At 71.5% G+C, this 23356-nt stretch carries 28 protein-coding genes; 22 read left to right on the top strand and 6 right to left on the bottom strand.

What is annotated here, in order from left to right; all coding sequences use genetic code 11:
* Positions 1-106: 106 nt before the first annotated feature.
* The 4 genes from EDF19_RS05420 (at position 107) to EDF19_RS05405 (ending at position 3525) form a co-directional block, all read left to right on the top strand.
* Positions 107-1300 (top strand): zinc-dependent alcohol dehydrogenase, encoded by a 1194-nt coding sequence (locus EDF19_RS05420; protein ID WP_123679834.1) that lies wholly within the window; start codon positions 107-109, stop codon positions 1298-1300.
* Positions 1300-2343 carry an NAD-dependent epimerase/dehydratase family protein gene (locus EDF19_RS05415; protein WP_123679833.1) on the top strand — a complete coding sequence of 348 codons (1044 nt, stop codon included), beginning with the start codon at positions 1300-1302 and terminating at the stop codon, positions 2341-2343. The genes EDF19_RS05420 and EDF19_RS05415 overlap by 1 nt, the downstream gene beginning before the upstream one ends.
* A 41-nt stretch (positions 2344-2384) precedes the next feature.
* Entirely contained in the window at positions 2385-2789 is a 405-nt protein-coding gene (locus tag EDF19_RS05410; RefSeq protein WP_123679832.1) for a DUF6314 family protein, read from the top strand.
* A 70-nt stretch (positions 2790-2859) separates the two neighbouring features.
* Positions 2860-3525 carry a pentapeptide repeat-containing protein gene (locus EDF19_RS05405; protein WP_123679831.1) on the top strand — a complete coding sequence of 222 codons (666 nt, stop codon included), beginning with the start codon at positions 2860-2862 and terminating at the stop codon, positions 3523-3525.
* Between the two features lie 160 nt (positions 3526-3685).
* Here the strand turns inward: EDF19_RS05405 and EDF19_RS05400 are convergent, their stop codons facing one another.
* Positions 3686-4666, bottom strand: coding sequence for an NAD(P)/FAD-dependent oxidoreductase (locus tag EDF19_RS05400; RefSeq protein ID WP_123679830.1), 981 nt, complete (start codon positions 4664-4666; stop codon positions 3686-3688).
* 67 nt (positions 4667-4733) lie between these two features.
* Here EDF19_RS05400 and EDF19_RS05395 point away from each other — a divergent pair, with 67 nt between their 5' ends.
* Entirely contained in the window at positions 4734-5354 is a 621-nt protein-coding gene (locus EDF19_RS05395) for a helix-turn-helix domain-containing protein (RefSeq protein WP_260216943.1), read from the top strand.
* 115 nt (positions 5355-5469) lie between these two features.
* Here the strand turns inward: EDF19_RS05395 and EDF19_RS05390 are convergent, their stop codons facing one another.
* Entirely contained in the window at positions 5470-6150 is a 681-nt protein-coding gene (locus EDF19_RS05390; RefSeq protein ID WP_123679829.1) for a hypothetical protein, read from the bottom strand.
* A gap of 140 nt (positions 6151-6290) precedes the next feature.
* On the opposite strand from EDF19_RS05390, the gene EDF19_RS19355 reads away from it, so the two are divergent.
* Positions 6291-6425: a hypothetical protein gene (locus EDF19_RS19355; RefSeq protein WP_260216942.1), complete on the top strand. Its 135-nt coding sequence runs from the start codon at positions 6291-6293 to the stop codon at positions 6423-6425.
* A 19-nt stretch (positions 6426-6444) separates the two neighbouring features.
* Here EDF19_RS19355 and EDF19_RS05385 read toward each other — a convergent pair whose 3' ends face one another.
* Positions 6445-7209: a glycosyltransferase family 2 protein gene (locus tag EDF19_RS05385; protein ID WP_123679828.1), complete on the bottom strand. Its 765-nt coding sequence runs from the start codon at positions 7207-7209 to the stop codon at positions 6445-6447.
* A gap of 146 nt (positions 7210-7355) precedes the next feature.
* Here EDF19_RS05385 and EDF19_RS05380 point away from each other — a divergent pair, with 146 nt between their 5' ends.
* The 9 genes from EDF19_RS05380 (at position 7356) to EDF19_RS05340 (ending at position 14050) form a co-directional block, all read left to right on the top strand.
* On the top strand, positions 7356-8180 hold the full coding sequence (locus EDF19_RS05380) for a hypothetical protein (RefSeq protein ID WP_123679827.1): 825 nt from the start codon (positions 7356-7358) through the stop codon (positions 8178-8180).
* Positions 8177-8620: a phage holin family protein gene (locus EDF19_RS05375; protein ID WP_123679826.1), complete on the top strand. Its 444-nt coding sequence runs from the start codon at positions 8177-8179 to the stop codon at positions 8618-8620. Before EDF19_RS05380 ends, EDF19_RS05375 begins: the two co-directional genes overlap by 4 nt.
* Positions 8617-9189: a DUF3618 domain-containing protein gene (locus tag EDF19_RS05370; RefSeq protein WP_123679825.1), complete on the top strand. Its 573-nt coding sequence runs from the start codon at positions 8617-8619 to the stop codon at positions 9187-9189. The genes EDF19_RS05375 and EDF19_RS05370 overlap by 4 nt, the downstream gene beginning before the upstream one ends.
* A 78-nt stretch (positions 9190-9267) precedes the next feature.
* Positions 9268-9693: a MarR family winged helix-turn-helix transcriptional regulator gene (locus EDF19_RS05365; protein WP_123679824.1), complete on the top strand. Its 426-nt coding sequence runs from the start codon at positions 9268-9270 to the stop codon at positions 9691-9693.
* A 58-nt stretch (positions 9694-9751) separates the two neighbouring features.
* Entirely contained in the window at positions 9752-10393 is a 642-nt protein-coding gene (locus tag EDF19_RS05360) for an MBL fold metallo-hydrolase (protein ID WP_123679823.1), read from the top strand.
* A gap of 55 nt (positions 10394-10448) precedes the next feature.
* Positions 10449-11132 carry an HAD family hydrolase gene (locus tag EDF19_RS05355; RefSeq protein WP_123679822.1) on the top strand — a complete coding sequence of 228 codons (684 nt, stop codon included), beginning with the start codon at positions 10449-10451 and terminating at the stop codon, positions 11130-11132.
* 64 nt (positions 11133-11196) lie between these two features.
* A complete protein-coding gene (locus tag EDF19_RS05350) occupies positions 11197-11679 on the top strand; it encodes a GNAT family N-acetyltransferase (protein WP_260216941.1) in 483 nt (160 codons plus the stop codon).
* Positions 11680-11729: 50 nt separating this feature from the next.
* Complete coding sequence (locus EDF19_RS05345; RefSeq protein ID WP_185022690.1) at positions 11730-12350, top strand: TetR/AcrR family transcriptional regulator; 621 nt, start codon at positions 11730-11732, stop codon at positions 12348-12350.
* Positions 12347-14050 (top strand): MDR family MFS transporter, encoded by a 1704-nt coding sequence (locus EDF19_RS05340; protein ID WP_123679821.1) that lies wholly within the window; start codon positions 12347-12349, stop codon positions 14048-14050. Before EDF19_RS05345 ends, EDF19_RS05340 begins: the two co-directional genes overlap by 4 nt.
* 249 nt (positions 14051-14299) lie before the next feature.
* Here the strand turns inward: EDF19_RS05340 and EDF19_RS05335 are convergent, their stop codons facing one another.
* Complete coding sequence (locus tag EDF19_RS05335; protein ID WP_260216940.1) at positions 14300-15298, bottom strand: LacI family DNA-binding transcriptional regulator; 999 nt, start codon at positions 15296-15298, stop codon at positions 14300-14302.
* A 182-nt stretch (positions 15299-15480) separates the two neighbouring features.
* Here EDF19_RS05335 and EDF19_RS05330 point away from each other — a divergent pair, with 182 nt between their 5' ends.
* The 6 genes from EDF19_RS05330 to EDF19_RS05305 all read left to right on the top strand — a co-directional run bounded on the left by EDF19_RS05330 (position 15481) and on the right by EDF19_RS05305 (position 21118).
* Positions 15481-16494, top strand: a complete 1014-nt coding sequence (locus EDF19_RS05330) for a nucleoside hydrolase (protein WP_123679959.1) — start codon at positions 15481-15483, stop codon at positions 16492-16494.
* A 5-nt stretch (positions 16495-16499) separates the two neighbouring features.
* Complete coding sequence (locus EDF19_RS05325) at positions 16500-17918, top strand: MFS transporter (RefSeq protein WP_123679820.1); 1419 nt, start codon at positions 16500-16502, stop codon at positions 17916-17918.
* A complete protein-coding gene (locus EDF19_RS05320) occupies positions 17915-18772 on the top strand; it encodes a ribokinase (protein ID WP_123679819.1) in 858 nt (285 codons plus the stop codon). The genes EDF19_RS05325 and EDF19_RS05320 overlap by 4 nt, the downstream gene beginning before the upstream one ends.
* Positions 18773-18835: 63 nt before the next feature.
* Complete coding sequence (locus EDF19_RS05315; RefSeq protein WP_123679818.1) at positions 18836-19780, top strand: Ppx/GppA phosphatase family protein; 945 nt, start codon at positions 18836-18838, stop codon at positions 19778-19780.
* Between the two features lie 19 nt (positions 19781-19799).
* Positions 19800-20510, top strand: a complete 711-nt coding sequence (locus EDF19_RS05310) for a DUF998 domain-containing protein (RefSeq protein WP_221180617.1) — start codon at positions 19800-19802, stop codon at positions 20508-20510.
* A complete protein-coding gene (locus EDF19_RS05305) occupies positions 20507-21118 on the top strand; it encodes a TetR/AcrR family transcriptional regulator (protein WP_185022689.1) in 612 nt (203 codons plus the stop codon). Before EDF19_RS05310 ends, EDF19_RS05305 begins: the two co-directional genes overlap by 4 nt.
* On the opposite strand, the gene EDF19_RS05300 is transcribed toward EDF19_RS05305, so the two are convergent.
* Entirely contained in the window at positions 21115-21726 is a 612-nt protein-coding gene (locus tag EDF19_RS05300; protein ID WP_123679816.1) for an antibiotic biosynthesis monooxygenase, read from the bottom strand. The genes EDF19_RS05305 and EDF19_RS05300 overlap by 4 nt on opposite strands.
* A gap of 80 nt (positions 21727-21806) precedes the next feature.
* Here EDF19_RS05300 and EDF19_RS05295 point away from each other — a divergent pair, with 80 nt between their 5' ends.
* Positions 21807-22319 (top strand): DUF6328 family protein, encoded by a 513-nt coding sequence (locus tag EDF19_RS05295; RefSeq protein ID WP_123679815.1) that lies wholly within the window; start codon positions 21807-21809, stop codon positions 22317-22319.
* Here EDF19_RS05295 and EDF19_RS05290 read toward each other — a convergent pair.
* Positions 22316-23338: a Ku protein gene (locus tag EDF19_RS05290; RefSeq protein WP_123679957.1), complete on the bottom strand. Its 1023-nt coding sequence runs from the start codon at positions 23336-23338 to the stop codon at positions 22316-22318. The genes EDF19_RS05295 and EDF19_RS05290 overlap by 4 nt on opposite strands.
* Positions 23339-23356: the final 18 nt, after the last annotated feature.

The following is a 23356-nucleotide window of genomic DNA, read 5'->3' as shown; positions in this document are numbered from 1 at the left end:
GACGCCCCCGCGGCTGTGAACGCACCACGGGGCGGGCGCGTACCGAGGAGGGCAACGCGAGTCGAGCCTCCCGGCCGACCCGAACCGACCACGAGAGGAACGCGACGTGCGCGCACTCACCTGGCAGGGCACCGAGAAGGTGTCCGTCGAGACCGTCCCGGACCCCACGATCCAGGAGCCGACCGACGCGATCGTGCGGATCACCTCCACGGCGATCTGTGGCTCCGACCTGCACCTGTACCGGGTCCTCGGCCCGTACATCGACAAGGGCGACGTCCTCGGACACGAGCCGATGGGCATCGTGGAAGAGGTCGGCAGCGCCGTCACGAACCTCAAGGTCGGCGACCGCGTCGTCGTCCCGTTCAACATCTCCTGCGGGCACTGCTGGATGTGCCAGCACGGCCTGCAGTCGCAGTGCGAGACGACCCAGGTCAAGGAGTACGGCACCGGCGCTTCGCTCTTCGGCTACACGAAGATGTACGGCCAGGTGCCCGGGGGACAGGCCGAGTACCTGCGCGTCCCGCACGCCGACTACGGCCCCATCGTCGTGCCGGACGACGGCACGCCCGACGACCGCTGGCTGTTCCTGAGCGACATCCTGCCGACCGCGTGGCAGGGCGTGCGGTACGCGGACGTGCCCGAGGGCGGCACCCTCGCCGTGCTGGGGCTCGGCCCCGTCGGACAGTTCGCTGCACGCATCGGCAAGCACCTCGGCTACCGCGTGCTCGCCGTCGACCCGGAGCAGGTCCGCCGAGACCTGGGGGCGAAGTACGGCATCGAGGTGTTCGACCTGTCGGACGACCTCGTCACCCAGCTCGTGGACCTGACCGACGGCCGTGGCCCCGACGGCGTCGTGGACGCCGTCGGCATGGAGGCGCACGGCAACCCGTTCGCCGGGTTCGCGCAGCGTGCCGCCGGCCTGCTGCCCGACGCGCTGGCGCAGAAGGCCATCGAGACCGCGGGTGTCGACCGCCTGGCCGCCGTGCACACCGCGATCGACCTCGTCCGACGTGGCGGGACCGTCTCCCTCAGCGGCGTCTACGGGGGCCGTGCCGACCCGATGCCGATGTTCACCCTGTTCGACAAGCAGATCACCGTGCGTGAGGGGCAGTGCAACGTCCGCCGCTGGATCGACGACATCATGCCGCTCGTGTCCGACTCCTCGGACCCGCTCGGCACGCTCGACCTCACCACGCACCGGGTCCCGCTCGAGGACGCATCGCACATGTACGAGGTGTTCCAGAAGAAGGAGGACGGCTGCGTGAAGGTCGTGCTCGACCCCGCCCTGGCTGCTTCCTGATGCGGGTCGTGGTCGTCGGCGGAACCGGCAACGTCGGGACGGCGGTGCTCCGTCGGCTCGTCGAGGCGCGGGCGGCCGGCGACCGCGGCGGCGTCGACATCGTCGGTGTCGCACGGCGCCTGCCCGACGTCCACGTCGAGCCGTACCGGTCCGCCGTCTGGCACGCCGTCGACGTCGGCGCACCGGACGCGGTCGACCAGCTCGCCGCGATCTTCACCGGCGCCGACGCGGTCGTGCACCTGGCCTGGGCGCTGCAGCCCACGCACGACATCCCCACCCAGTACCGGACGAACGTCACCGGGACGGCGAACGTCCTGGAGGCCGTCGCTCGCGCCTCCGTCCCACAGGTCGTCGTCGCATCGTCGGTGGGGACCTACCGCGGGGTGGACGTCGACGGCAAGCGGACCCCGGTCGACGAGAGCTGGCCGGCCGACGGTATCCCCACCGCCACCTACTCGATCCACAAGGCCGCGAACGAGTCGGCGATGGACGCGTTCGAGGCGGACCACCCGTCCGTGACCGTCACGCGGATGCGTCCAGGGCTGATCTTCCAGCGGGACGCGGCCGCCGAGATCCGCGGGCTGTTCCTCGGACACCTCGTGCCGATGTCGATCGTGCGGTGGATCCGCTGGCTGGTGCTGCCGCTGCCGTACCCGTTCGTGTTCCAGGCCGTGCACGCCGACGACGTCGCCGACGCCTACTGGCGAGCGATCGACCGCCGGGCCGGAGGGGCGTTCAACATCGCGGCGTCACCCGTGCTGACCCCACCGCGGCTCGCACGTGCCTTCGGCATGCTCGGAGCCGTCCGGGTCCCGCTCTGGCTGATCCGCGGGATCGTGACGCTCACCTGGCGGCTGCGGCTGCAGCCGACGGACGCGGGGTGGGTGGACATCGCGGCCGGCGTGCCGATCATGCGGACCGACCGTGCCCGGTCGGTGCTCGGTTGGGAGGCCCGGCACACCTCCGAAGACGCGTTGCGTGCCCTCGTGGCCGGGTTCGCGGACGGTGCGAACCTCCCGGCGTCGGCTCCGTTGCGCGGGTGAGGAGTGCCGCTGGGCGGCACGGCCCGACGTAGGGTGAACGGGTGCTGCTGCCGACGGACCTGCTCGGGGCGTGGGAACTCCGTCGCACCGTGGACGACCGACGCGCCGGTGTCCAGGGCATCGTCACCGGCACCACGACGCTGACCACGACCAGCCCCGACGAGGTGCGCTGGGACGAGTCCGGCGTCATGGCGTTCGACGGCCGGACGGTGCCCGTGTCGCGGGAGCTCGTCGTGCGGCGGAACGCCGGTGGCGGCTGGACCGTGCACTTCTCCGACGGCCGGGTGTTCCACGACTGGGTCTGGCGTGTCCCCGTCGTGCACGCGTGCGCGCCCGACGACTACACGGGTGCCTTCGACGGCGACGAGCACCGGTGGACGGTGCGGTGGGAGGCCGTCGGCCCGGCGAAGGACTACCGGCTCGACAGCGTGCTCACGCGGCCCTGACGCCGCCGTGCCCTGCGGCCCCGGAGTCGGCGGTCGACGCCAGGTCGGCGGTCACCGCCAGACTGGGGGCATGGCACGTTCCTCCGGCACCGACGCCCCGCGCATCACCCTGACCGAACCCGCTGACCTCGAGGACTGGGTACCCGGTCCCGGTGACGTCCTGACCGGCGACCGGATCGAGGGCAAGCGCATCGACGTCCTCGACCTCGCCGGGGAGCGACTGCCGGACCTCGAGATCGAGGAGTGCGTCATCGACACGTTCCGGGGCGATGCGGCGGACTTCCGGGGGCTCCGGGTCCGTGACTCGGTCATCGACACGCTGGACGCACCGGTGTTCCGGGCGTCGAGCAGCTCCTGGCGGGAGGTCCGGGTGTCCGGCGGGCGGATCGGGTCCGCCGAGCTGTACGACGCCGGGCTGAACGGCGTCGAATTCGTCGGCATGAAGTTCGGGTTCGTGAACCTCCGCGGGTCGACCCTCACCGACGTGCTGTTCCGCGACTGCGTCATCGACGAGCTCGACATCGCCGACGCCAAGCTCCTGCGGGTGGCGTTCGACGGCAGCAGCATCCGTGCGGCCGAGGGCTCGAACACCCGCATCGACCACGTGGACCTTCGCGAGGCGGACCTCGACCGGGTGGAGCGGCTCGAGGGTTTCCGCGGTGCGACGATCGGCGGCGACCAGCTGTACACGCTCGCGCCGTTGTTCGCGGCGCAGGCGGGCTACCGGGTCGACTGACCGACGGCGGGCCGATCGGCGCCAGATTTCGCGCTGGGTGACAGTTCACGGCGCCGGAGCCCCGCGAAGTGTCGCCCAGCGCGAAACTTCGCTGCAGCCCGGCCGCAGCCCGGCCGCAGCCCGGCCGCAGCCCGGCCGCAGCCCGGCCGCAGCCCGGCGGTCAGGCGCCCGCGCGGGCACCCGCCGTCGCCAACGCCGCGGCCAGGTCGGCCTGCACCAGGTCGCCGTGCGTCGCCGCGCCCGCCTGGGTCCCGGCAGCAGCGGACGCGATGACCGTCGCCATCGGGTTCGCGACGTTCCCGGCCGCGTACACACCGCGCACCGAGGTCTGTCCGGCCGGATCGACGGTCAGCGCACTCGCGTACCGGAAGTCGCCCATGAACTGGTCGGTCGCGACGAGTCCCAGCCCGGCCAGGAAGTCCACCCGCGCCTCGGCCGTGCTCGCCGCCGCCAGGGCATCGAGCTCGACGACCTCGCCGGAGCCCAGTTCGACCCCGGTCAGTTTGCCGTGCGACGACAGGACGCGGGCGACCGGAGCGTCCACGACGGTGATGCCGCGTGCCGCCAGACCGGCGCGCGCGGTGTCGTCGACCAGCGACGGGTCGGTCACGAACGCCGTGACGTGCTCGCTCAGCGCCCGGAACATCAGCGCGTGGTGGACGCCGTTCGGCGTGGTCACGAGCACTCCGATGCGCTGGTCGCGGATCTCCCAGCCGTGGCAGAACGGGCAGTGCACCACCCCGCGCCCCCACTGCTCGGCGAGCCCGGGGACCTCCGGCAGCACGTCCACGGCGCCGGAGGCGACGACGAGCCTGCGGGCGGTGACGACCGCGCCGGAGTCCAGCGTGACCGAGAAGCCGACCGGGTCGGTGCCGTCACCCGTCGTGGCGGACGCGGCCACGATCCTCCCGGCCGTCACCTCGGCGCCGTAGGCGGCGACCTCGTCGCGTCCGATCGCTGACAGCTCGGCGGGGGCGACGCCCTCGCGTCCGAGGTAGTTGTGTGCGCCGGCGGAGGGCGCGTTGCGGGGTTCGCCCGCGTCGACGACCAGGACGGAGCGGCGGGAGCGCCCGAGGACGAGGGCGGCGGAGAGGCCGGCGGCTGCTCCGCCGATGACGATGACGTCGTAGTGATCACGCATGCGCTGATCATGCGGGCACCTGCCGGAGAACAGCAAGAAAGCTTGCTGGTGTGGCAACATGGCCGGCATGGGCAGCGCATCGCACGACCGTGGCCGGGAGGAACGGATCACCCCACGCACGACCGCGCAGGTCGTCGACGCGGTCGGCCCCCGACTCCGCGCGTTGCGTGCCCACCGTGACGTGACGCTCGCCGGGCTGTCGGAGCAGACCGGCATCTCCGTGAGCACCCTGTCGCGGCTCGAGTCCGGACAGCGGAAGCCGACGCTCGAGCTGCTCCTGCCGCTCGCCCGTGCGTACCAGGTGCCGCTCGACGACCTCGTCGGAGCACCGCAGACCGGCGACCCGCGGGTGCACATGAAGCCCGAGGTGCACGGTGGGCGGGTCGTCGTGCCGCTGACCGAGCGGACCGGAGGGGTCCGGTCGTTCAAGCAGGTGTTCCCGCCGGGCACACCGGGTGGCGAGCCCTCGCTCGGGTCGCACGAGGGGTACGAGTGGCTCTACGTGCTGTCGGGCCGGCTGCGCCTGGTGCTCGGCGAGCACGACCTCGACCTCGGACCGGGTGAGGTCGCCGAGTTCGACACCCACACCCCGCACTGGATCGGCAACGTCAGCGACTCGGTGACCGAGGTGCTGTGCCTGTACGGGCCGCAGGGGGAGCGGGCGCACGTCCGGTCGCGGCCGGCCTGAGCGTGCGGCGGGTGCCGCGCGCGGGGCGGCGAGTGGCGCGCGCGGGGCGGCGTGTGGCGCGGCGTGTGGCGTGTGGCGCGCCAGCGGTCCAGGCACGCTCCGGCGTGCCTAGGCGTCAGAACGTGTGGGCGATGACGTCCGCGAGGAGCCCGGAGGTCTCGGTGTTCGACTGCTGGATGTGGATGCCGAGCTCGCCCCGCGTGTAGTACGTGTCCCCGTCGGTGACCGGGTACTGCGGGTTCTGGGAGATCTTCTGGCAGCGGTAGCCCCCGGCTTCGTCGCCGCAGTCGTAGCCTTCCGTCGCGAGCGAGTCGAGCTCCGCCCGCGCAGTCGTCGGGTCGACGACGTCCACCCCGATCGACAGGTTCGTGATGTCCGCGTTCGGGTCCTTCCACACGCAGAACAGGCGCGTGCCATCCCCCTGCAGGGCCGGGGTGAACGCACTCTTCGGGATCGCGATCGGGTCGCCCACCACCGCCGGGTCGTTCAGCGGTGCCGAGGCGAACGCGTCGTCCCACTTGCCGGCCGTGATCAGGTCCGTGCAGCTGTCCGGCACCGTGCCGACGGAGTCCACCGGCGCCTCGGAGCTCGTCGACGTCGGGCTCGGTGCACCGGTGGTCGGGCTCTCGCTCGGAGTCGGCGTCGCAGTGCTCTCCACCGCAGTGCTCTCCACCGCGGTGGCGGAGGGTGTGCCCTCGTCGCCCGACGACCCCTGGGCGCACCCGCCGAGGGCGAGTCCCACGGCCAGCGCCCCGGTGATCCCGAGTACTGCGTTCCTGTGGTCCTTGCGCTGCATGGTGCCCCCCCCCGGTCAGCGGGCCGATCGCCCGTCCTCCCGAGACTATCCGCGGTCGCTGGGCGGGGGCGCGGCCCCGACTCGGTAGCGTGGTGGCCGATCACCGTCAGCGTCGCGGCGGCATCAGGAGGAGGTCTGACGTGCACGAGCAACGAGGGCACGGTCGGGCCCGGGCGAACCCGTGGTGGGCGACTCTGTTGGTGTACGCGCTCGGCGGGGTCCTCGCCCTGGTCGCAGGGCGGATGCTGCCGTGGCAGAAGGACGACGGTTCCTGACCGTCACTCCTCGAGGACCTCAGCCGCGTGACCAGCGCGCGGCCGCCCGCAGGCGCAGCGCGACACGAGAGCGACGCGCCCAGCGCCGCACCGGGTTCGCGCGCCGGCCGTTCACGCGGAACGTGTGGAAGGCGCGTCGCGTCCGCCGCACGACCGACGGGAGGCCCGAGAACGGTCGCGCGGACACCTGCACCGTGAGCACGGGGTCGGCCACCACCCGCCAGGCCGGGTCGAGCTGCATGCTCAGGTCGACGTCGTCGTGGACCTCGGCGTCGCCGCTGTGTGCCCGGGACCGCACTGCCAGCCACGTGCTCCGCCGCATCGCCATCGCCGAACCGAACAGTGGTGGCCGCCCGAGCGCTGCCCACATCAGACCGAAGTACGGACGCATGTAGGCGGCGTCCCAGAGCCGTCGGACGACGGGGCCGCCGTCGTGCGGGCGTCCGGGGCCGGTGACCGCGACGACGGACGGATCGGCGAGCAGTCGGACTGCGTCGGCGATCCACCCCGGCGGCGGCGCGGAGTCGGCGTCGAGTCGCACGATCACGTCGCCGGTGGCCCGGTCGTAGCCGCGGGCAGAAGCTCGGGCGATGCCGCGGACCCGCTCGGTCAGGACGAGGGCGCCGGCTGCGTGTGCGACGGCGGCGCTGTCGTCGGTGCTGCCGTTGTCGACGACGACGACCTGGTCGGGTGGCGTCGTCTGCACGGCGAGAGCGGCCAGGCAGCGGCGGAGGTGTTCGGCGTCGTCGAGCACCGGGACGACGACGGACACGCTCGTGGGCATCCTCTGATCCAACCGGATGTGCGCTGGGTGGACGTGCGGTCCGCATTGCGGGTCGTTCCTGGGCCCGGTGCCAGTGAGCAGCGCGCACGGTCGACTGGCACGCCGCGGGTGCAGGGCCAGCGACGGCGACAACCGGAAGGCCGACCATGACCACGAACCCACCCGGGAACGACTCCGGGACCCCCATCCACGACCGCACCGCAGCGTCCGAGGGCAATCAGGTACACCCTGGCGTCACCGTGCCGTCGTTCGCCAGCGGGACGCCCGCGCCGCGACCCGCGGACCCGGACACGGCGCAGACGTACGACCCGTACGGCGAGCACGCGGCCGAGGTGCCCTTCGACCCGGACCTCGACGCCGTCCCTGCGGACGAACAGCTCCCCGCCACCCCGACGACCGCCACCCCGACGACCCTGCCTCCGACAGGGTCGGCCCCGAACGGCGGTGGCTCCGGCAAGGCCGACGCCGCGAAGGGTGCCGCGCAGGACGTCGCCGGTGATGCGAAGGACAAGGCAGCGAACGTCGCCGGCACCGCGAAGGAGCAGGCGTCGAACGTGGCCTCCGAGGCGACCGACCACACCAAGCAGCTCTACGGCCAGGCGACCGAGACGCTCAAGGAGCAGGCCGCAGACCAGCAGCAGCGCGCCGCCGGTGGACTCCGGAGCATCGGCGAGCAGCTCGGACGCATGGCCGAGAACGACGACGAGCAGGGCGTGGCGTCGAAGGTCGTCCGCGACCTGTCGAGCCGTGCGACCTCCGCTGCCGGGTTCCTCGAGAACCGCGACCCGGGTTCCCTCCTGGACGAAGTGAAGCACTTCGCTGCCAAGCGTCCAGGCACGTTCATCGCGGTCGCGGCCGGTGCCGGATTGTTGGCCGGGCGGCTCGCGAAGGCGCTCGCGACCGAGGTCAAGCACGAGAAGGAAGCCGACGACGGCGCGACGGGCACGACCGGTACCGGGAGCGGCGTATGAGCCACACCGCTCCGGGCGCCGTGCCCACCGGTGAACCGACGCCGGGGGAACGCGCCGCCACGACCCCGCTCGGCGAACTGCTCTCCGACGTGTCGAAGGACCTGTCGAGCCTGTTCCGGCAGGAGGTCGCCCTGGCGAAGGCCGAGCTCACCGAGTCCGCGAAGAAGGCGGGCAAGGCCGGTGGGATGTTCGGCGGAGCCGGTCTCACCGCGCTCTTCGCCCTGCTGTTCCTGTCGATCGCCGCCTGGTGGGGTCTCGGTCACCTCGTCGGCAACGCGTGGTCGGCACTCATCATCGCGGTCGTGTACGCGATCGTCGCCGCGGTCCTCGCACTCCGCGGGCGCAAGGAGATGAAGGAGATCAAGGGCGCCCCGCAGACGATCGAGACCGCCAAGGAAGTCCCCGAGACACTCAAGCCCACCACCGGGAGGAAGCCATGAGCACCCCAGACGAGATCCGCGCCGACATCGAGCGCACCCGCGGCGAACTCGGCTCCGACGTCGACGCACTCGCCGACAAGGTCAGCCCGTCGTCGATCGCGCACCGCCAGACCGAGAAGGTGAAGAGCCGGTTCCAGGGGGTCCGCGACTCCGTGATGGGCGCGGCCGACTCGGCCCGGTCCAGCGCGTCCGGCACGACGTCCGGCGCGACCGACCAAGCGAAGGACGTCGCGCAGCGCGGTGTCGAGAAGGCGAAGGGCAACCCGCTCGCCGTCGGACTCATCGCGTTCGGTGCCGGCTGGCTTGTCTCCTCGCTGATCCCGACGTCGACCAAGGAGGAGGAGCTCGCCGGTGAACTGAAGGACAAGGCGGCTCCGCTCGTCGAGGAAGTCAAGGAGCAGGCGAAGGACGTCGGGTCGAAGCTCGGCGACGCCGCGAAGGAGCATGCGCAGGACCTGAAGGGGACGGCGCAGGACGCGGCCCAGACCGTCAAGGACGAGGCGCAGGGCGCCGCGTCCGACGTGCAGGACCACGCGAAGGGCGTTGCGGACGACGTGCGCAGCAGCTGACGCAACCCCGGAACGGCCTGGAGGCCCGTGGCGACGCCGCCACGGGCCTCCAGGCCGTCAGGCGGTAGCGTTCCGGGCATGGACCCGATCGACGAGCTCGCCGCAGCGCTGCGGCAGTCCATCGGACGCGTGGTCCGCGCGGCCCGCCGTGAGGCGGACGCCCTGCCGGCCACACACCAGACCACGCTCGGGTTCCTGCACCGCGAGGGCCCGATGACGATCGCGGAACTCGCCCGTCGTCGCGGCGTGAAGCACCAGGGGCAGTCGCGCACCGTCGGTGAGCTCGCCGACCTCGGCTACGTCGAGCGGACCGTCTCCGAGTCCGATCGCCGCGTGTCCGTGATCGGGATCTCGGCGGCCGGCCGGGTTGCCCTGCAGCGGGACATGAACGCCCGTGCCGACTGGTTGGCGACGGCTCTCCGCGAGGAACTCGACGACGAGGAACGTGCGCTGCTCGAGCGGATGCCGGAGTTGTTCGAGCGCATCGCCCGGCGCGCCGACTGAACGATCCCTCACCCTCCTCCCCGGGCAATACCTACAACAGTGTTGTAGTCTTTCGGGCATGGAGCTGACGAAGTACAACCACGCCACCGTCGTCCTCGAGCAGGACGGCGCCACCCTCGTCATCGACCCGGGTACCTTCACGCCCAAGGCCGCCGACCTGGCCGGCGCTGCCGCCGCGGTCCTCATCACCCACGAGCACGCCGACCACTTCGACGTCGACGCCGTCCGTGCCGGGCTCGACGCGAACCCGTCGCTCGTGGTCCGCGGGCCGGCGGCGATCGTCGAGCAGCTGGGTGACCACGACGGCCGCGTCGCTGCGGTCCGTGCCGGCGACGCGTTCGAGGTCGGGCCGTTCTCCGTGCAGGTCTTCGGTGAGCAGCACGCCGTCATCCACCGCGACATCCCGACGATCGCGAACGTCGGCTACCTGGTCAACGGTGCCGTCTTCCACCCGGGCGACGCCTACCTCGTGCCGGGGGTCCCGGTCGGCACGCTGCTCATCCCCACGAGCGGCCCGTGGGTGCACACCGCCGCTGCCGTCGACTACGTCCGCGAGGTCGCGCCGGAGCGCGCGATCCAGATCCACGAGCTCCTGCTGAGCGATGCTGGACAGCAGATGAACGTCCGCATGCTCGGGACCGACGGTCTCGGCGGCGTGCCGACCACGATCCTCCAGGCGGGTGAGCGCGTCACCGTCTGACGGACGCGACCGTGCTCCTGGGAGGCGATCCGCGCCTCCCGGGCAGCATGGAGGGATGTCCGACGCTCCCTCGACCGCAGTCCTCTTCGACATCGACGGCACGCTCGTCGACTCGAACTACGCCCACATCGACGCCTGGTGGCGCGCTGCCCGCGCCGCGGGCGAGTCCGTCGACGCCTGGCGGATCCACCGTGCGATCGGCATGGACTCGTCGAAGCTGCTCGAGACGCTGCTGCCGGACGCCTCCGACGAGACGCGCGACACCGTCAAGCAGTTCCACACGGCGTACTACGCCGAGCAGATGCCCTTGCTGCGACTGCTGCCCGGCGCCCGTGACCTGCTCCGGGTGGTCGCCGAGGCGGGGCATGCCGTGGTCCTGGCGACGAGTGCGCCGGAGAACGAACTGGCGCGGCTGCGCGAACTGCTCGACGCCGAGGAGTGGCTCACCGCGGTGACGAGCTCCGAGGACGTGGAGCAGGCGAAGCCGGACCCCGGGATCATCCAGGTCGCACTCGACCGAGCAGGGGTCACCGCCGGTGCCGCCGTGATGGTCGGCGATGCGATGTGGGACGTGGAGTCCGCCGGTCGGGTCGGCGTGCCGTGCGTGGCGGTGATGACCGGCGGGATCGGCGGGGACGAACTCCGTGGCGCCGGTGCGGCCGAGGTCCACGACGACGCGGCGGCCGTGCTCGCCGCGCTGCGTGCGGGTGACGGCGCGATCGCAGCACTGCGGGGCTGATGCACTGTCGACCGACGGCCGCGCGTTCGCCGGTCGTCGGCGGTCCGTGCCAGGATCGACCATCGTGATCACGATCGAACGCGTGTCCTGGGACGACCCCCGTGGCGTGGTGCTCCGCGCCCGCATGGACGACGAGATGCACGAACGCTACGGCTCGTCCATCGGCGACGAGGACCCGGCGATCACGGCGGAGCGGAACCGTGCGCTGTCCGTCGACCCGTCGACGATCGTCACCTCCGTGCTCGCCGTCGACGAGTCCGGCGAGGCCGTCGGGCACATCGCCGTCCGGCGCCTCGGCGACGAGGTCGAGCTGAAGCGCCTGATCGTGCTGACGTCGGCGCGCGGCAAGGGGGCGGCCACCGCGCTGCTCGACGAGTGCGAGCGCATCGGTCGTGAGCTCGGCGCGCCCCGGCTGATCCTGCAGACGGGTGACAAGCAGCCCGACGCCGTCGCCCTGTACGAGAAGACCGGGTGGACCCCGATCCCGGTGTACGAGCCGTACGTGGCGACGTTGCCGTGGTCGTTCTGCTTCGAGAAGGCGCTCTAGCAGCCCCACCCCGTATTGCACTCTCGGGTAGATAGTGCAATTCTTGTTCGGTGAGCACCACCGAACGCACCCGCGCGCTGCGCCGACGCATGATCGTCGAAGCACGTCGGGCGACGGTCGAGCACGGACTGCACGGGTTCACGATCGAGCAGCTCTGCGAGACCGTCGGGGTGTCCCGGCGCACGTTCTTCAACCACTTCGCGTCGAAGGACGACGCCGTGCTCGGCATCGAGCTGCACGCGGACGTCGAGGCCATCGACGAGTACGCCGCTGGCGGGATCGTCCCGCAGGACCTCGGTCCGCTCGACTCGATCGTCGCGTTGGCGATCGACCAGCTCCGCCGCTACGGCATCGACCGCGCCGACGAGGTGCTGGTGCGGAGCGTCTTCGAGCGGGAGCCGGCGCTTGTCGCTCGGTTCCTCTCGGCGACGGACGTGCAGCTCGCCCGGATCACGGACGCCGTGCGGCAGCGGTTCGGCTGGGACGACCCTGCGGACCGCCGGGCGCGCCTGGTCACCGAAGCAGCCGCCGCGCTGGCCAAGGTCACCGCGGAGACCTGGTTCGACGACGCCTTCGACGAGACCACGGGCCCGCCGTTCGACGAGCTGCTCACCCAGAACCTCCGCCTCATGAGGGCGGCCATCACCACCGGACAGGACCCCACACCATGAGCGCAACCGCGCCGGGCACGACCAAGCGTGCCCGCCCCGGCTCCGACGGGCCGCTGCTGCTGACGCAGCGCCGCATCTGGATCATCTTCTCCGCGCTCATCGCGGGGATGCTGCTCTCCAGCCTCGACCAGACGATCGTCTCGACGGCGATGCCCACCATCGTCGGAGAGCTCGGTGGCGTCGCGCACCAGGCCTGGCTGACGACCGGGTACCTGCTCGCCTCGACGATCGTGATGCCCGTCTACGGCAAGTTCGGCGACGTGCTCGGCCGCCGCAACCTGTTCCTCATCGCGATCGCGCTGTTCACGATCGCTTCGGCCGGGTGCGCCTTCGCCGGCGACTTCACGCAGCTCGTGGTGTTCCGCGCCATGCAGGGGCTCGGCGGAGGCGGCCTGATGATCCTGTCGCAGGCGATCATCGCCGACATCGTGCCCGCCTCGCAGCGCGGCAAGTACCTCGGCCCGCTCGGTGCGATCTTCGGCCTGTCCGCGATCGGCGGCCCGCTCCTCGGCGGCTTCTTCGTCGACCACCTCACCTGGAACTGGGCGTTCTACATCAACATCCCGGTCGGCATCGCGGCGTTCTTCGTCGCGTGGTTCGCACTCACGCTGCCGAACAAGAAGGCCACGAAGCGGATCGACGTGCTCGGTGTGCTCTTCATGTCCGCCGCGACCACGTGCCTGGTGTTCTTCTCGGAGTTCGGTGGCAGCAAGGACCACGGCTGGGACGCTCCGGAGACGTGGGCCTGGTTCGCCGGACTCGTCGTCTCGGCCGCGCTCCTCGTGCTCGTCGAATCGCGTGCGCAGGACCCGGTCCTCCCGCTGTCGTTCTTCCGCAACCGCACGTTCCTGCTGGCGACCGGCATCGGCCTGGTGCTCGGCATCGGCATGTTCGCGGCGATCGGCTTCGTCCCGACGTTCCTGCAGATGGCATCAGGTACCTCGGCCGCGGTCTCCGGTCTGCTGATGCTGCCGATGATGGTCGGACTGATCGGGACCTCGATCGCGTCCGGCAACCTGATCACGAAGACCGGTCGCTACCGGATGTTCCCGATCATCGGCACCGTCCTGGTCGCCGTCGCGATGCTCGCGATGACCCAGCTCGCGGCGGACACCCCGATCTGGCTCATCTGCGCGTACCTGTTCGTCTTCGGCGCCGGGCTGGGGCTCATCATGCAGGTGGTCGTCCTGGTCGCGCAGAACGCCGTGCCGGCGTCGCAGGTGGGCACCGCGACCTCGACGAACAACTACTTCCGCGAGGTCGGCGCCTCACTCGGCACCGCCGTCTTCGGTGCGCTGTTCACGGCGCGGCTCACGACGTCGCTCACCGACGTCTTCCGCGGCGCCGGGGGTTCGGCGACCGATGCCGCGTCGTCGGCGGGCAGTATCGACCCGGCGACGGTGGCCAAGCTGCCCGAGGCCGTGCAGGACGGCATCGTGAACGCGTACGCCGACTCGCTGGCCCCGGTGTTCTGGTACCTGCTGCCCTTCATCGCGATCGCGTTCCTGCTCGCGCTGTTCCTGCCGCAGATCAAGCTCTCCGACACGGCCGGCATGGTCGCCCGTGGCGAGGCCGTCGGCGGTGCCGAGGCCGACGAGCTCGAGCGCGCGCAGCGCGAGGGCCGGGTGGAGCGCGCGACGGAGTCGTCCGTTTCGTCGGGCGGCGAGACGCCGGCGTCTCGCCGAGACGCCTCCGACTGAGCGAGACGCCGCCGCGTTCGGAGGCGTCTCGCGGAGAGCGGGGCGTGCTCCGGACACGACGGCGTGACGGCCGGGAGGCGCGGTGCCAGCTGGCACCGCGCCTCCCGGCCGTTCGTGGTCGCGCCGACCGCCGTGGTCGCGCCGACGTTTCGGCCGACGCCGCGCGCCCTACTTTTCGGGCTGAGCGACAGTTCACGCGCTCGCGAGCGCGTGAACTGTCGCTCAGCGCGAAACCTGGTGGCGGCCGCGCTACGCGCCCGTGCTCGCGCGCCGGACGAGCCGTGCCGGCAAGCCGATCGGCTCCGGGGCCGTGCCGTCGAGGGTCGCGAGCAGGCGCTCCGCGGCCGCGCGTCCGAGGTCGGCGCCGGGCAGGGCGACGCTCGTCAGTGCCGGTGCGGTGACCGACGAGGACGGCAGGTCGTCGAAGCCGGCGACCGCCAGGTCCCCGGGGACCGCGATGCCGAGGGCGCCCGCGACCCGCAAGACCCCGTAGGCGAGGGTGTCGGCGGCTGCGACGACCGCGGTGACGTCGTCGTCCTGCCACGCTTCGATGACGTGCTCGGTGGCCGAGGCCGCTGCCTCGACGGTGAGGTCCGCGCGGGCGGTGACCTCGGACACGGTGATGCCGGCGGCGGCGCACTCGGCCTCGAAGCGCTCGCGGCGGACGCCGAACGTCGCCGCCCGCGAGGTCCCGTCGAAGTACGCGACGTGCCGGTGTCCCTGGGCGTGCAGGTGCGTGACGAGGTCGTGCACACCGGGGGAGAGGTCGTAGTTGACGGCCTCGGAGCCTCCCGGAGCGTCGAGGAGCACCACCGGGACGCTCGCCGACATCGGTTCCCCAGCGGCCGGGGCGTCGACGAGGATGCCGGCGGGCCGGAGGCGTTCGAAGCGTCGGACGTCGGCGGCGACGGGCTGTGCGCCCCGCTCGGTGACCGAGAGCACGAGTTGGAAGCGGTCGCCGATGGTGTCGCGGACACCGCGGATGACCTCGGCGAAGAACGGGTTCGACAGGTCGGGGGCGATGAGCACGACGAGGTCACCGCTGCCCCGCGCGAGCGAGCTGGCCGCGTGGTCGACGACGTAGCCGAGCTCGTCGACGGCGTCCCGCACGCGAGTGGCGATCGGCACGGACACCCGGCCGCGGTCCTTGCCGTTCACGACGAGCGAGACCGTGGCGATGCTCGTCCCCGCGCGCTCGGCGACCATCGCGGCGGTGACGCGACGGCCGGCGGCGGCGGAGGATGGCACGCGTCGATGCTACCGAGCGAGATCCTCGGGCCGGCTGCCTCCGGTGGCGACTTGACGTCAAACGCTTGACGTGTTTGCATGTCAAACGCTTGACGCGCTGCTGACCGACGTTCTGCCGGTCCGCGGATCCCCACCACGTCGAGCCCCGACCCCGATTCCCCGAAGAAGTGGAGCGCCCCCGCGTGCCCGAGAAGATCATCCTCGACTGCGACCCCGGTCACGACGACGCCGTGGCGATGCTGCTGGCCCACGGCAACCCGGACATCGAGCTCCTGGCCGTGACCACCGTGGTCGGCAACCAGACCCTGCCGAAGGTCACCCGGAACGCCCTCGCCGTCGCCCGCATCGCCGGGATCACCGGTGTGCCGTTCGCCGCCGGTGCCGAGCGACCGCTGCTGCGCGAGATCGAGGTGGCCGAGGACATCCACGGCGAGAGCGGCCTCGACGGCACCATGCTCCCGGAGCCGTCCTTCGCCCTGGACGAGCGGCACGCGGTCGACCTCATCATCGACACCGTCATGGCCCACGAGCCCGGCACCGTCACCATCGTGCCCACCGCCGGTCTCACGAACATCGCGCTCGCCGCCCGCAAGGAGCCCCGCATCGTCGAGCGCGTCAAGCAGGTCGTGCTGATGGGCGGCGGTGTGCACGTCGGCAACTGGAGCCCCGTCGCCGAGTTCAACATCGTCATCGACCCCGAGGCTGCCTCGATCGTGTTCGAGGCCGGGTGGGACGTCGTCATGGTCGGCCTCGACCTGACCCACCAGGCGCTCGCCACCCCGGAGGTCGCCGCGCGCATCGCCGCGATCGGCACCGGTCCCGCCGCGTTCGTCGGGGAGCTCCTCGAGTTCTTCGGCCAGACCTACCGCGACGTGCAGGGCTTCGACGCCCCGCCGGTGCACGACCCCTGCGCCGTCGCGTACGTCATCGACCCGACCGTCGTCCGCGCCGTCAAGGTGCCGATCCACGTCGAGACGCAGGGCACCCACACCCTCGGCATGACCGTCGCCGACTTCCTTGCGCCAGCGCCGGAGGACTGCCGCACGAGCGCCGCGATGGAGCTCGACCACGGCCGGTTCTGGGACCTCGTCGTCGATGCCCTCGAGCGCATCGGTGAGACGCCCGACACCGGCTGGACCCCGGGCGGCGTCGCCGTCGCCGTCGAGACCGGCGCCACCACCACCCCGGAGGCCTGACCGCCATGACCACCACCTCGACGACGATGTCGAAGAAGTCGATCGGCGCACTGACCGCCGCGCTCCTCGCCGCCTGCATCGCGTTCCAGCTGAACGCGAGCATGCTCAGCCCCGCCCTGGTCACCATGGCGCGGGAGCTCAAGACCGACGACGCGACGATCGGGCTCTCGCAGACCCTGTACTTCACGCTCGCCGCGCTGTTCTCGCTGTTCCTGCCGCGCCTGTCTGACATCGTCGGCCGCAAGCGCGTCCTGATCGGCATGCTCGCCGTGATGCTCGTCGGCAGCATCGTCGCCGCGCTCGCCGTGAACGTCCCGATGCTCTTCACCGGCCGCATCATCCAGGGTGTCACCGGGCCGGTCGTGCCGATCTCCCTGCTCGTGCTCCGCAACGAGATCGCCGACCCGAAGCGCTACGGCGCCGCCCTCGGGCTGCTCACCGCGGTGAACGGCGGCATCGCCGGCATCGACGCGCTGGCCGGCGGCTGGATCGCCACCAACTTCGGCTTCCGCGGCATCTTCTGGGTGATCGCCGTCGTCACCGTGATCGCCCTGGCACTCGTCGCGCTGTGGGGCGTCGAGTCGAAGCCGTCCGCCGGCACCCGGATGGACTGGGTCGGCGTGGTCCCGCTCGTGGTGAGCGTCGGCGCACTGCTCACCGCGTTCAACGAGGCCGGCAAGCTCGGCGCTGCCAACCCGGTGCTCGTGATCGGGGGCATCGTCGTCGCCCTCGCGGCCTTCGCGGTCTTCTGGGCGGTGGAGTCGCGGGTGAAGGAACCCCTCGTCGAGACCCGGTTCCTCAAGCGCCGCGCGACGTGGGCACTGCTCGCGACGACCTTCCTCACCATGACAGGCGTCTTCGCGGTCGTGAACGGCCTGGTCACCTCCCTGGCGCAGAACGGCGACGTCGGCTTCGGCATGGAGCCCGACCTGGCCTCGCTCGTGTTCCTCACCCCGTACGCACTGGTCGGCTGGATCGTCGGTCCGTTCGCGGGACGCCTCGCGCCGACGATCGGGTACCGGGCCGTGCTCCGCTTCGGCCTGATCGGCAGCATCGTGTCGACGATCCTGATGGCGATCGTCGGGGTGCACTCCCTGCCGGTCCTCGTCACGGCGACGGTGCTGATCGGCATCACCTACGCGGGCATCGCGAACATCATCCTGAACGGCCTGGGCATCGTGCTCTCGCCGGAGTCGAACCCCGGCTTCCTGCCCGGCCTGAACGCGGGCGCCTTCAACCTCGGTGCCGGAGTCAGCTTCGCCGTGCTGCCGGCGCTCCAGATCGCCCTCGGGGTCGGCGGGTCCGCGGGCACCGCCGGGTACTCCGGTGCCATGCTGCTGGGAGCCGTCATCACCTGTGCGGCACTCGCCACGTCCTTCCTCATCCCGCGCCCGGCCTCGGCCGAGACAGGAGCCGCCGCATGACCGGCATCGTCGTCGTGGGCAGCCTCAACGCGGACCTGGTGGTCCGCACGGAGCGCTTCCCCAAGCCCGGTGAGACCCTGCAAGGGTCCGACCTCCGCATCCTTCCGGGTGGCAAGTCCGCCAACCAGGCGGTGGCTGCCGGGAGGCTCGGGGGCACGGTCCGCATGATCGGTGCGGTCGGCGACGACGGGAACGGTGCGCTGCTCCGCGACTCCGTCGCGGCTGCGGGTGCGGACACAACGCACGTCGCCGTCCGGGAGGGCGTGGCCACCGGCACCGCCGTCATCACGGTCGACTCGGCCGGCGAGAACACCATCGTGATCTCCGCCGGCGCGAACGGCACGCTGACGCCGGACGACGTCCCCGCCGACGCCTTCGACGATGCCGGGGTCCTGGGACTCTGCCTCGAGGTCTCGATCGACGTGGTCCTGTCGGCGGCCCGGTCAGCGCACGCCGCCGGGGTCACGGTGCTCACGAACCTGTCGCCGTTCGGAGCCGTCCCCGCCGAGCTGCTCGAACTGACCGACGTGCTGCTGGTGAACGAGCACGAGGCTGCGTCGCTCGGCGAGCACGGTGTCGCACGGTCGATCGTCACCCGCGGTGGTTCGGGCTGCGTCGTGCACGACGGCGACGCCGACCCGGTGTCGATCGACGCCGTGCGGGTCGAGCCGGTGGACACGACGGGCTGCGGCGACGCCTTCATGGGGTCGGTGGCCCTCCGGCTGGCGGCGGGGGACTCCCTCGTCGACGCCGCACGGTTCGCGGTGGGGGTCGGGGCGTACGCCGCGACCAAGGCCGGGGCACAGGCCTCGTACCCGACCACGGATGAACTCGAGGCGTTCCTGCGGGCGTAGGACGGGCCTCCCGGCCTGTTGCCCTTCGCTCGTCGAGCGCGGACCGGCCGCTAGCGTTGTGGCATGCGCGTGGGAGTCCTCGACATCGGGTCCAACACCGGCCACCTGCTCGTGGTGGACGCCCACGGCGGCGCCGCGCCACTGCCGGCGTCCTCGTTCAAGCAGCCGCTGCGGCTCGCCGAGCACCTCGACGACTCCGGCGCGGTGACACCGCAGGGCGTCGACGCGCTGACGCAGTTCGTCGCGGATGCCGTCCGCGTCGCCGAGGAACGCGGCTGCGAGGACATGCTCGCCTTCGCGACCTCGGCCGTGCGCGACGCGGTGAACTCCGACGCGGTGCTCGCCCACGTCGAGGCCTCGACCGGCGTCGAGCTGGCCGTCCTGTCCGGTGGCGACGAGGCGCGACTGACGTTCCTGGCCGTCCGACGGTGGTTCGGGTGGTCGGCAGGACGGCTCGCGGTGTTCGACATCGGCGGTGGCTCGCTCGAGATCGCCGGAGGTGCCGACGAAGCACCCGACGTCGCGTGGTCGATGCCGATCGGCGCCGCACGGCTCGCCCGCTCGTACTTCGCCGAGGGCACGCCGACCGAGGACGACGTCCGCCGGATCCGGCACGAGATCCGCGTGGAGATCGCTCGCGACGCCGGCAAGCTGCTCCGCGCCGGACGTCCGGACCGGGCCGTCGCGACCTCGAAGACCTTCCGGTCGATCGCCCGGATCTGCGGGGCAGCGCCCTCGGGTGCAGGTCCGCTCGTGCCGCGGGCGCTCGACGGCGACGTGCTCCGGTCGAAGCTGCCCGCGCTGCTGACGATGTCGGTCGACGAACTCGCGACGCTGCCCGGGGTGTCGGCGAGCCGGGCGCACCAGGTGGTGCCGGGTGCGCTCGTCGCCGAAGCATGCCTGGACATCTTCGACCTGCCGGCGCTGGAGATCTGCCCGTGGGCGCTGCGCGAGGGCGTGATCCTGGAGCGGCTCGACCAGTTGTCGGTGCTCGGCAACTCCAAGTAGTGACCGTTATGGTCAGTACATGACCGAATCGGACACTTCCCGCGCACTCATGCCCGGCGCACTCTGGACGCTCGCGGGGGTCGGCTGGCTCGTCGGTGAGGCGGTCTCGGCGTCGGCGTTCCCCGGCTACGACTACGCGACGAACTACATCTCCGACCTCGGGGTCCCCGACGTCGGCTCGTTCCAGGGGCGGTCCATCGACTCACCGCTGCACGTGCTCATGAACACGACGTTCATCGGGCAGGGCGTCCTGTTCGGGATCGCAGCGGTGCTCGCCGTCGTGGTGTTCCGTGCCGCATCCCGCCGTGCGCGGGTGGCGACCGCGGTCCTCGCCGTGGTCCACCTGGTCGGGATGGTCCTGGTCGGCTCGTTCCACGGCAGCCAGACGAGCACCGACGGTGGCACCATCGTGTTCCACGTGCTCGGTGCCGCGGCAGCGATCACGACCGGCAACCTCGTGGCGATCACCGCCGGCATGGGATCCCGGGCGCTGCGGGCACCGGCGGCCTACCGGATCACGAGCGTCGTGCTCGGGATCGTCGGCCTCGTCTCCCTCGTCATGCTCGTCGTCGACTCGTCGTCGACGGCGATCGACGTGCTCCCCGACGGCGTGTGGGAGCGTGCGTCCGTGTACACGATCGTCGCGTGGGAGCTCGTGACCGGGATCGCCCTGCTCGTCGCGGGTGCCCGGCGCCGGCGGGCGGCACGGGCCTCGGCGGTCGGAGCGTGACCCGCCCCGGGCGCCGGGCTCGGCCCTCTGCCGAGGAGATCAACGGGGACGTCCTGGACATCACCGCCGGACTCATCGCCCGCCGCGGCATCAAGGACACCGCCGTGCAGGCCGTCGCTGACCAGGCCGGCTACTCGAAGGCGGGCATCCTCGCCCGGTTCACGAGCAAGGAGCTGCTCGTCGAGGCCGCGCTCGCGCAGTGCACCGAGCAGACCGAGGCGATCCGTGCTGCCGCCTCCGCTGCGCCCGCGGGGGAGTCCCGCGACGCCGCAGCGCTCGCGGGGATCGCCGACCTCGCGCTCTCCCGGCCGGGTTGGGCAGAACTCGCGCTCGCTGCGTTCACCCTGCGGCGCGGGGACGACGTCGGCGTCCGGCTCGAACCGGTCGCCGCGACGCTCCTCGACGTGTTCGGCATCGACATGGCCGACGCCACGGCCACCCCGCTCGACCGGCGGGCACGGGTCTCCGGTGCGTTCGGTGCGATCGTGATGCTCGCACTGACGTACGAGACCGAGGCCTCGGCGGCCGAGGCCCGGCCGCGGATGCTGCAGGTCGGATGGGACGCCCTCGGCCACGACGGGACCGTGCCGCTCGGGGCCGTCGGTTAAGCCCGCTCGGACCTCGGCGGAGCCAGCAGCCACGGACGGATCAGCGTCGTCACGAAGGGCAGCACCCAGAACGTCATGATCGGTGTGAGCACGAGCGTCGTGATGAGCACCCGGGGCAGGACCGGCAGCGCGCCGAACGCTGGGAGCAGCCAGCTGACCAGGTACGTGAACGCCAGGTTCACCGGGAAGAACCCGAGCCAGATGCTGACCGCCTGCTTCCAGCGCGGCGGAGCGCTCGAGGCCGGGGCGTCCGCGGGGGCGTCGAACCAGCCCTCGATCCCGGTGCGCTTCTCGACGCGGGACTCCACGACGAGGTCACGGCCGAGGTCGAGCCAGCGGAGCCGGTCGTCGGAGTTCTCCCACGTCGCCAGGGACTCGTGGTCGGCGAACCGGTAGAGCATGTGCCACTCGCGGGACTGTGCCCGTGACCGGACCCACCCGGAGCCGAGGAAGCCCGGGTACCGGTTTGCGAGGTTCACGCCGGACTGCACCCAGCGGGTGACCTCCGGGATGCGGTCGGGTTCGACCAGGCGGGTGATGGACACGGTGACGGGCGGGCCGGCGGTCTCGGGTGACGACTGCAGGGCTCCTGGCTCTTGTGGAGTCATCCGTCCAGTCTCGCGGACCCGTGTTACCGGCTCGTGTCGCGGCGGACCGGCGCGGGAAGTGCCACGGGTAGGTTCTCGGTATGAGCGAGGTGGACGGCGACCCGCGGGCGACCGAGCGTGGACGGCACGAGACGCCGACCGAGCGGTGGGACCGCAACTGGGCGGACATCCAGCAGGAACTGCGGATCGTGCAGACCGGGACGCAGATCCTCGCCGGGTTCCTGCTGACCCTGCCGTTCCAGCAGCGCTTCACGACGCTCGACCAGGCGCAGGAGGCGATCTACCTCGTGCTGGTGGTCCTCGCCGTCCTCGTGACCGTGACTGCCCTGTCGGCGGTCGCGACGCACCGGCTGGTGTTCCGGCAACGGCAGAAGCACGACCTGGTCCGGGCGGGCAACGTGATCCTGCTCGCGACGCTCATCGCGAGCGCGCTGCTCTTCGCCGGCACCGTGCTCTTCGTGTTCGACGTGGTCATCGGGGACGTCGGGGGCATCGTCGGGGGAGCAGCGGTGTTCCTCGGCACGGCCGTGCTGTGGGTGTCGGTGCCGCTCGCGCTGCGACGGACCCGACGCGACACCGACGAGGACGCCTAGCTCGCCTGCTTCTTCTCGGCGGTCGCCTTCTTGGCCGCGGGCTGCTTCGCAGGTGCCTTCTTTGCCGGGGCCTTCTTCGCCGGGGTCTTCTTCGCGGGGGCCTTCTTCGCGGGCGCAGTCTTCTCGGCGGGCGCCTTCGCGGCCGGAGCCTTCTTCGTCGAGCCGGACGTGCTCGATTCGGAACCCGACGACGACCGTGACCGGGACGCCGAACGCGACCCCGCGCCTCCCGTCCGCTTCTTGTCCACGGACGCACGCAGGGCGGCCATCAGGTCGAGGACGTCGCCGCCCTCGTCGTCGTCCTCGTCCGGCTTCTCGCCGAACGTCTTCTCGGTGTCGATGTCGTCACCGGCCTCGAGCTTGGCGTCGATGAGCTGCTGGAGTTCCTCTTGGTAGGAGTCGGTGTAGCGGTCGGGATCGAAGTCCGTCGACATGCTCTCGACGAGCGACGACGACATCTTCAGCTCGTTCGCGCTGACCTTCACCGACGAGTCGAGGGCCTTGAAGTCGGCCGCACGCACCTCGTCGCCCCACAGCAGGCCCTGCAGCAGGATGACGTCGTCGTGCACCCGGAGCACGCCGAGCCGGGTCTTCTGCCGGAGCGTGAACTGCACGATCGCCAGCCGGTCCGTCTTCGACAGGGTCTCGCGCAGCAGGACGTACGCCTTCGGCGAGCGCGAGTCGGGCTCGAGGTAGTACGTCTTCTCGAACATCATCGGGTCGACCTGGTCGAGCGGCACGAACTCGAGGACCTCGACCTCGTGCGACTGCTCCTCGGGGAGCTGCTTGAAGTCGTCCGCGGTCAGCACCACGGTCTTGTCGCCGTCGTCGTAGGCGCGCTGGATGTCGCCGTACTCGACCTCGTGCCCGAACTCGCAGACCCGCTTGTACCGGATCCTGCCCTTGTCCTCGTCGTGGACCTGGTGCAGGGACACGTCGTGGGTCTCGGTGGCTGCGTACACCTTGATCGGCACGTTGACCAGCCCGAACGCGATGGAGCCCTTCCAGATCGACCTCATCACCACATGATGCCCGTC

Source organism: Curtobacterium sp. PhB115, assembly GCF_003752025.1.
Classification (GTDB): domain Bacteria; phylum Actinomycetota; class Actinomycetes; order Actinomycetales; family Microbacteriaceae; genus Curtobacterium.
The sequence above is the reverse complement of the archived record's forward strand: the minus strand, read 5'-3'. Positions and strand labels throughout refer to the sequence as shown.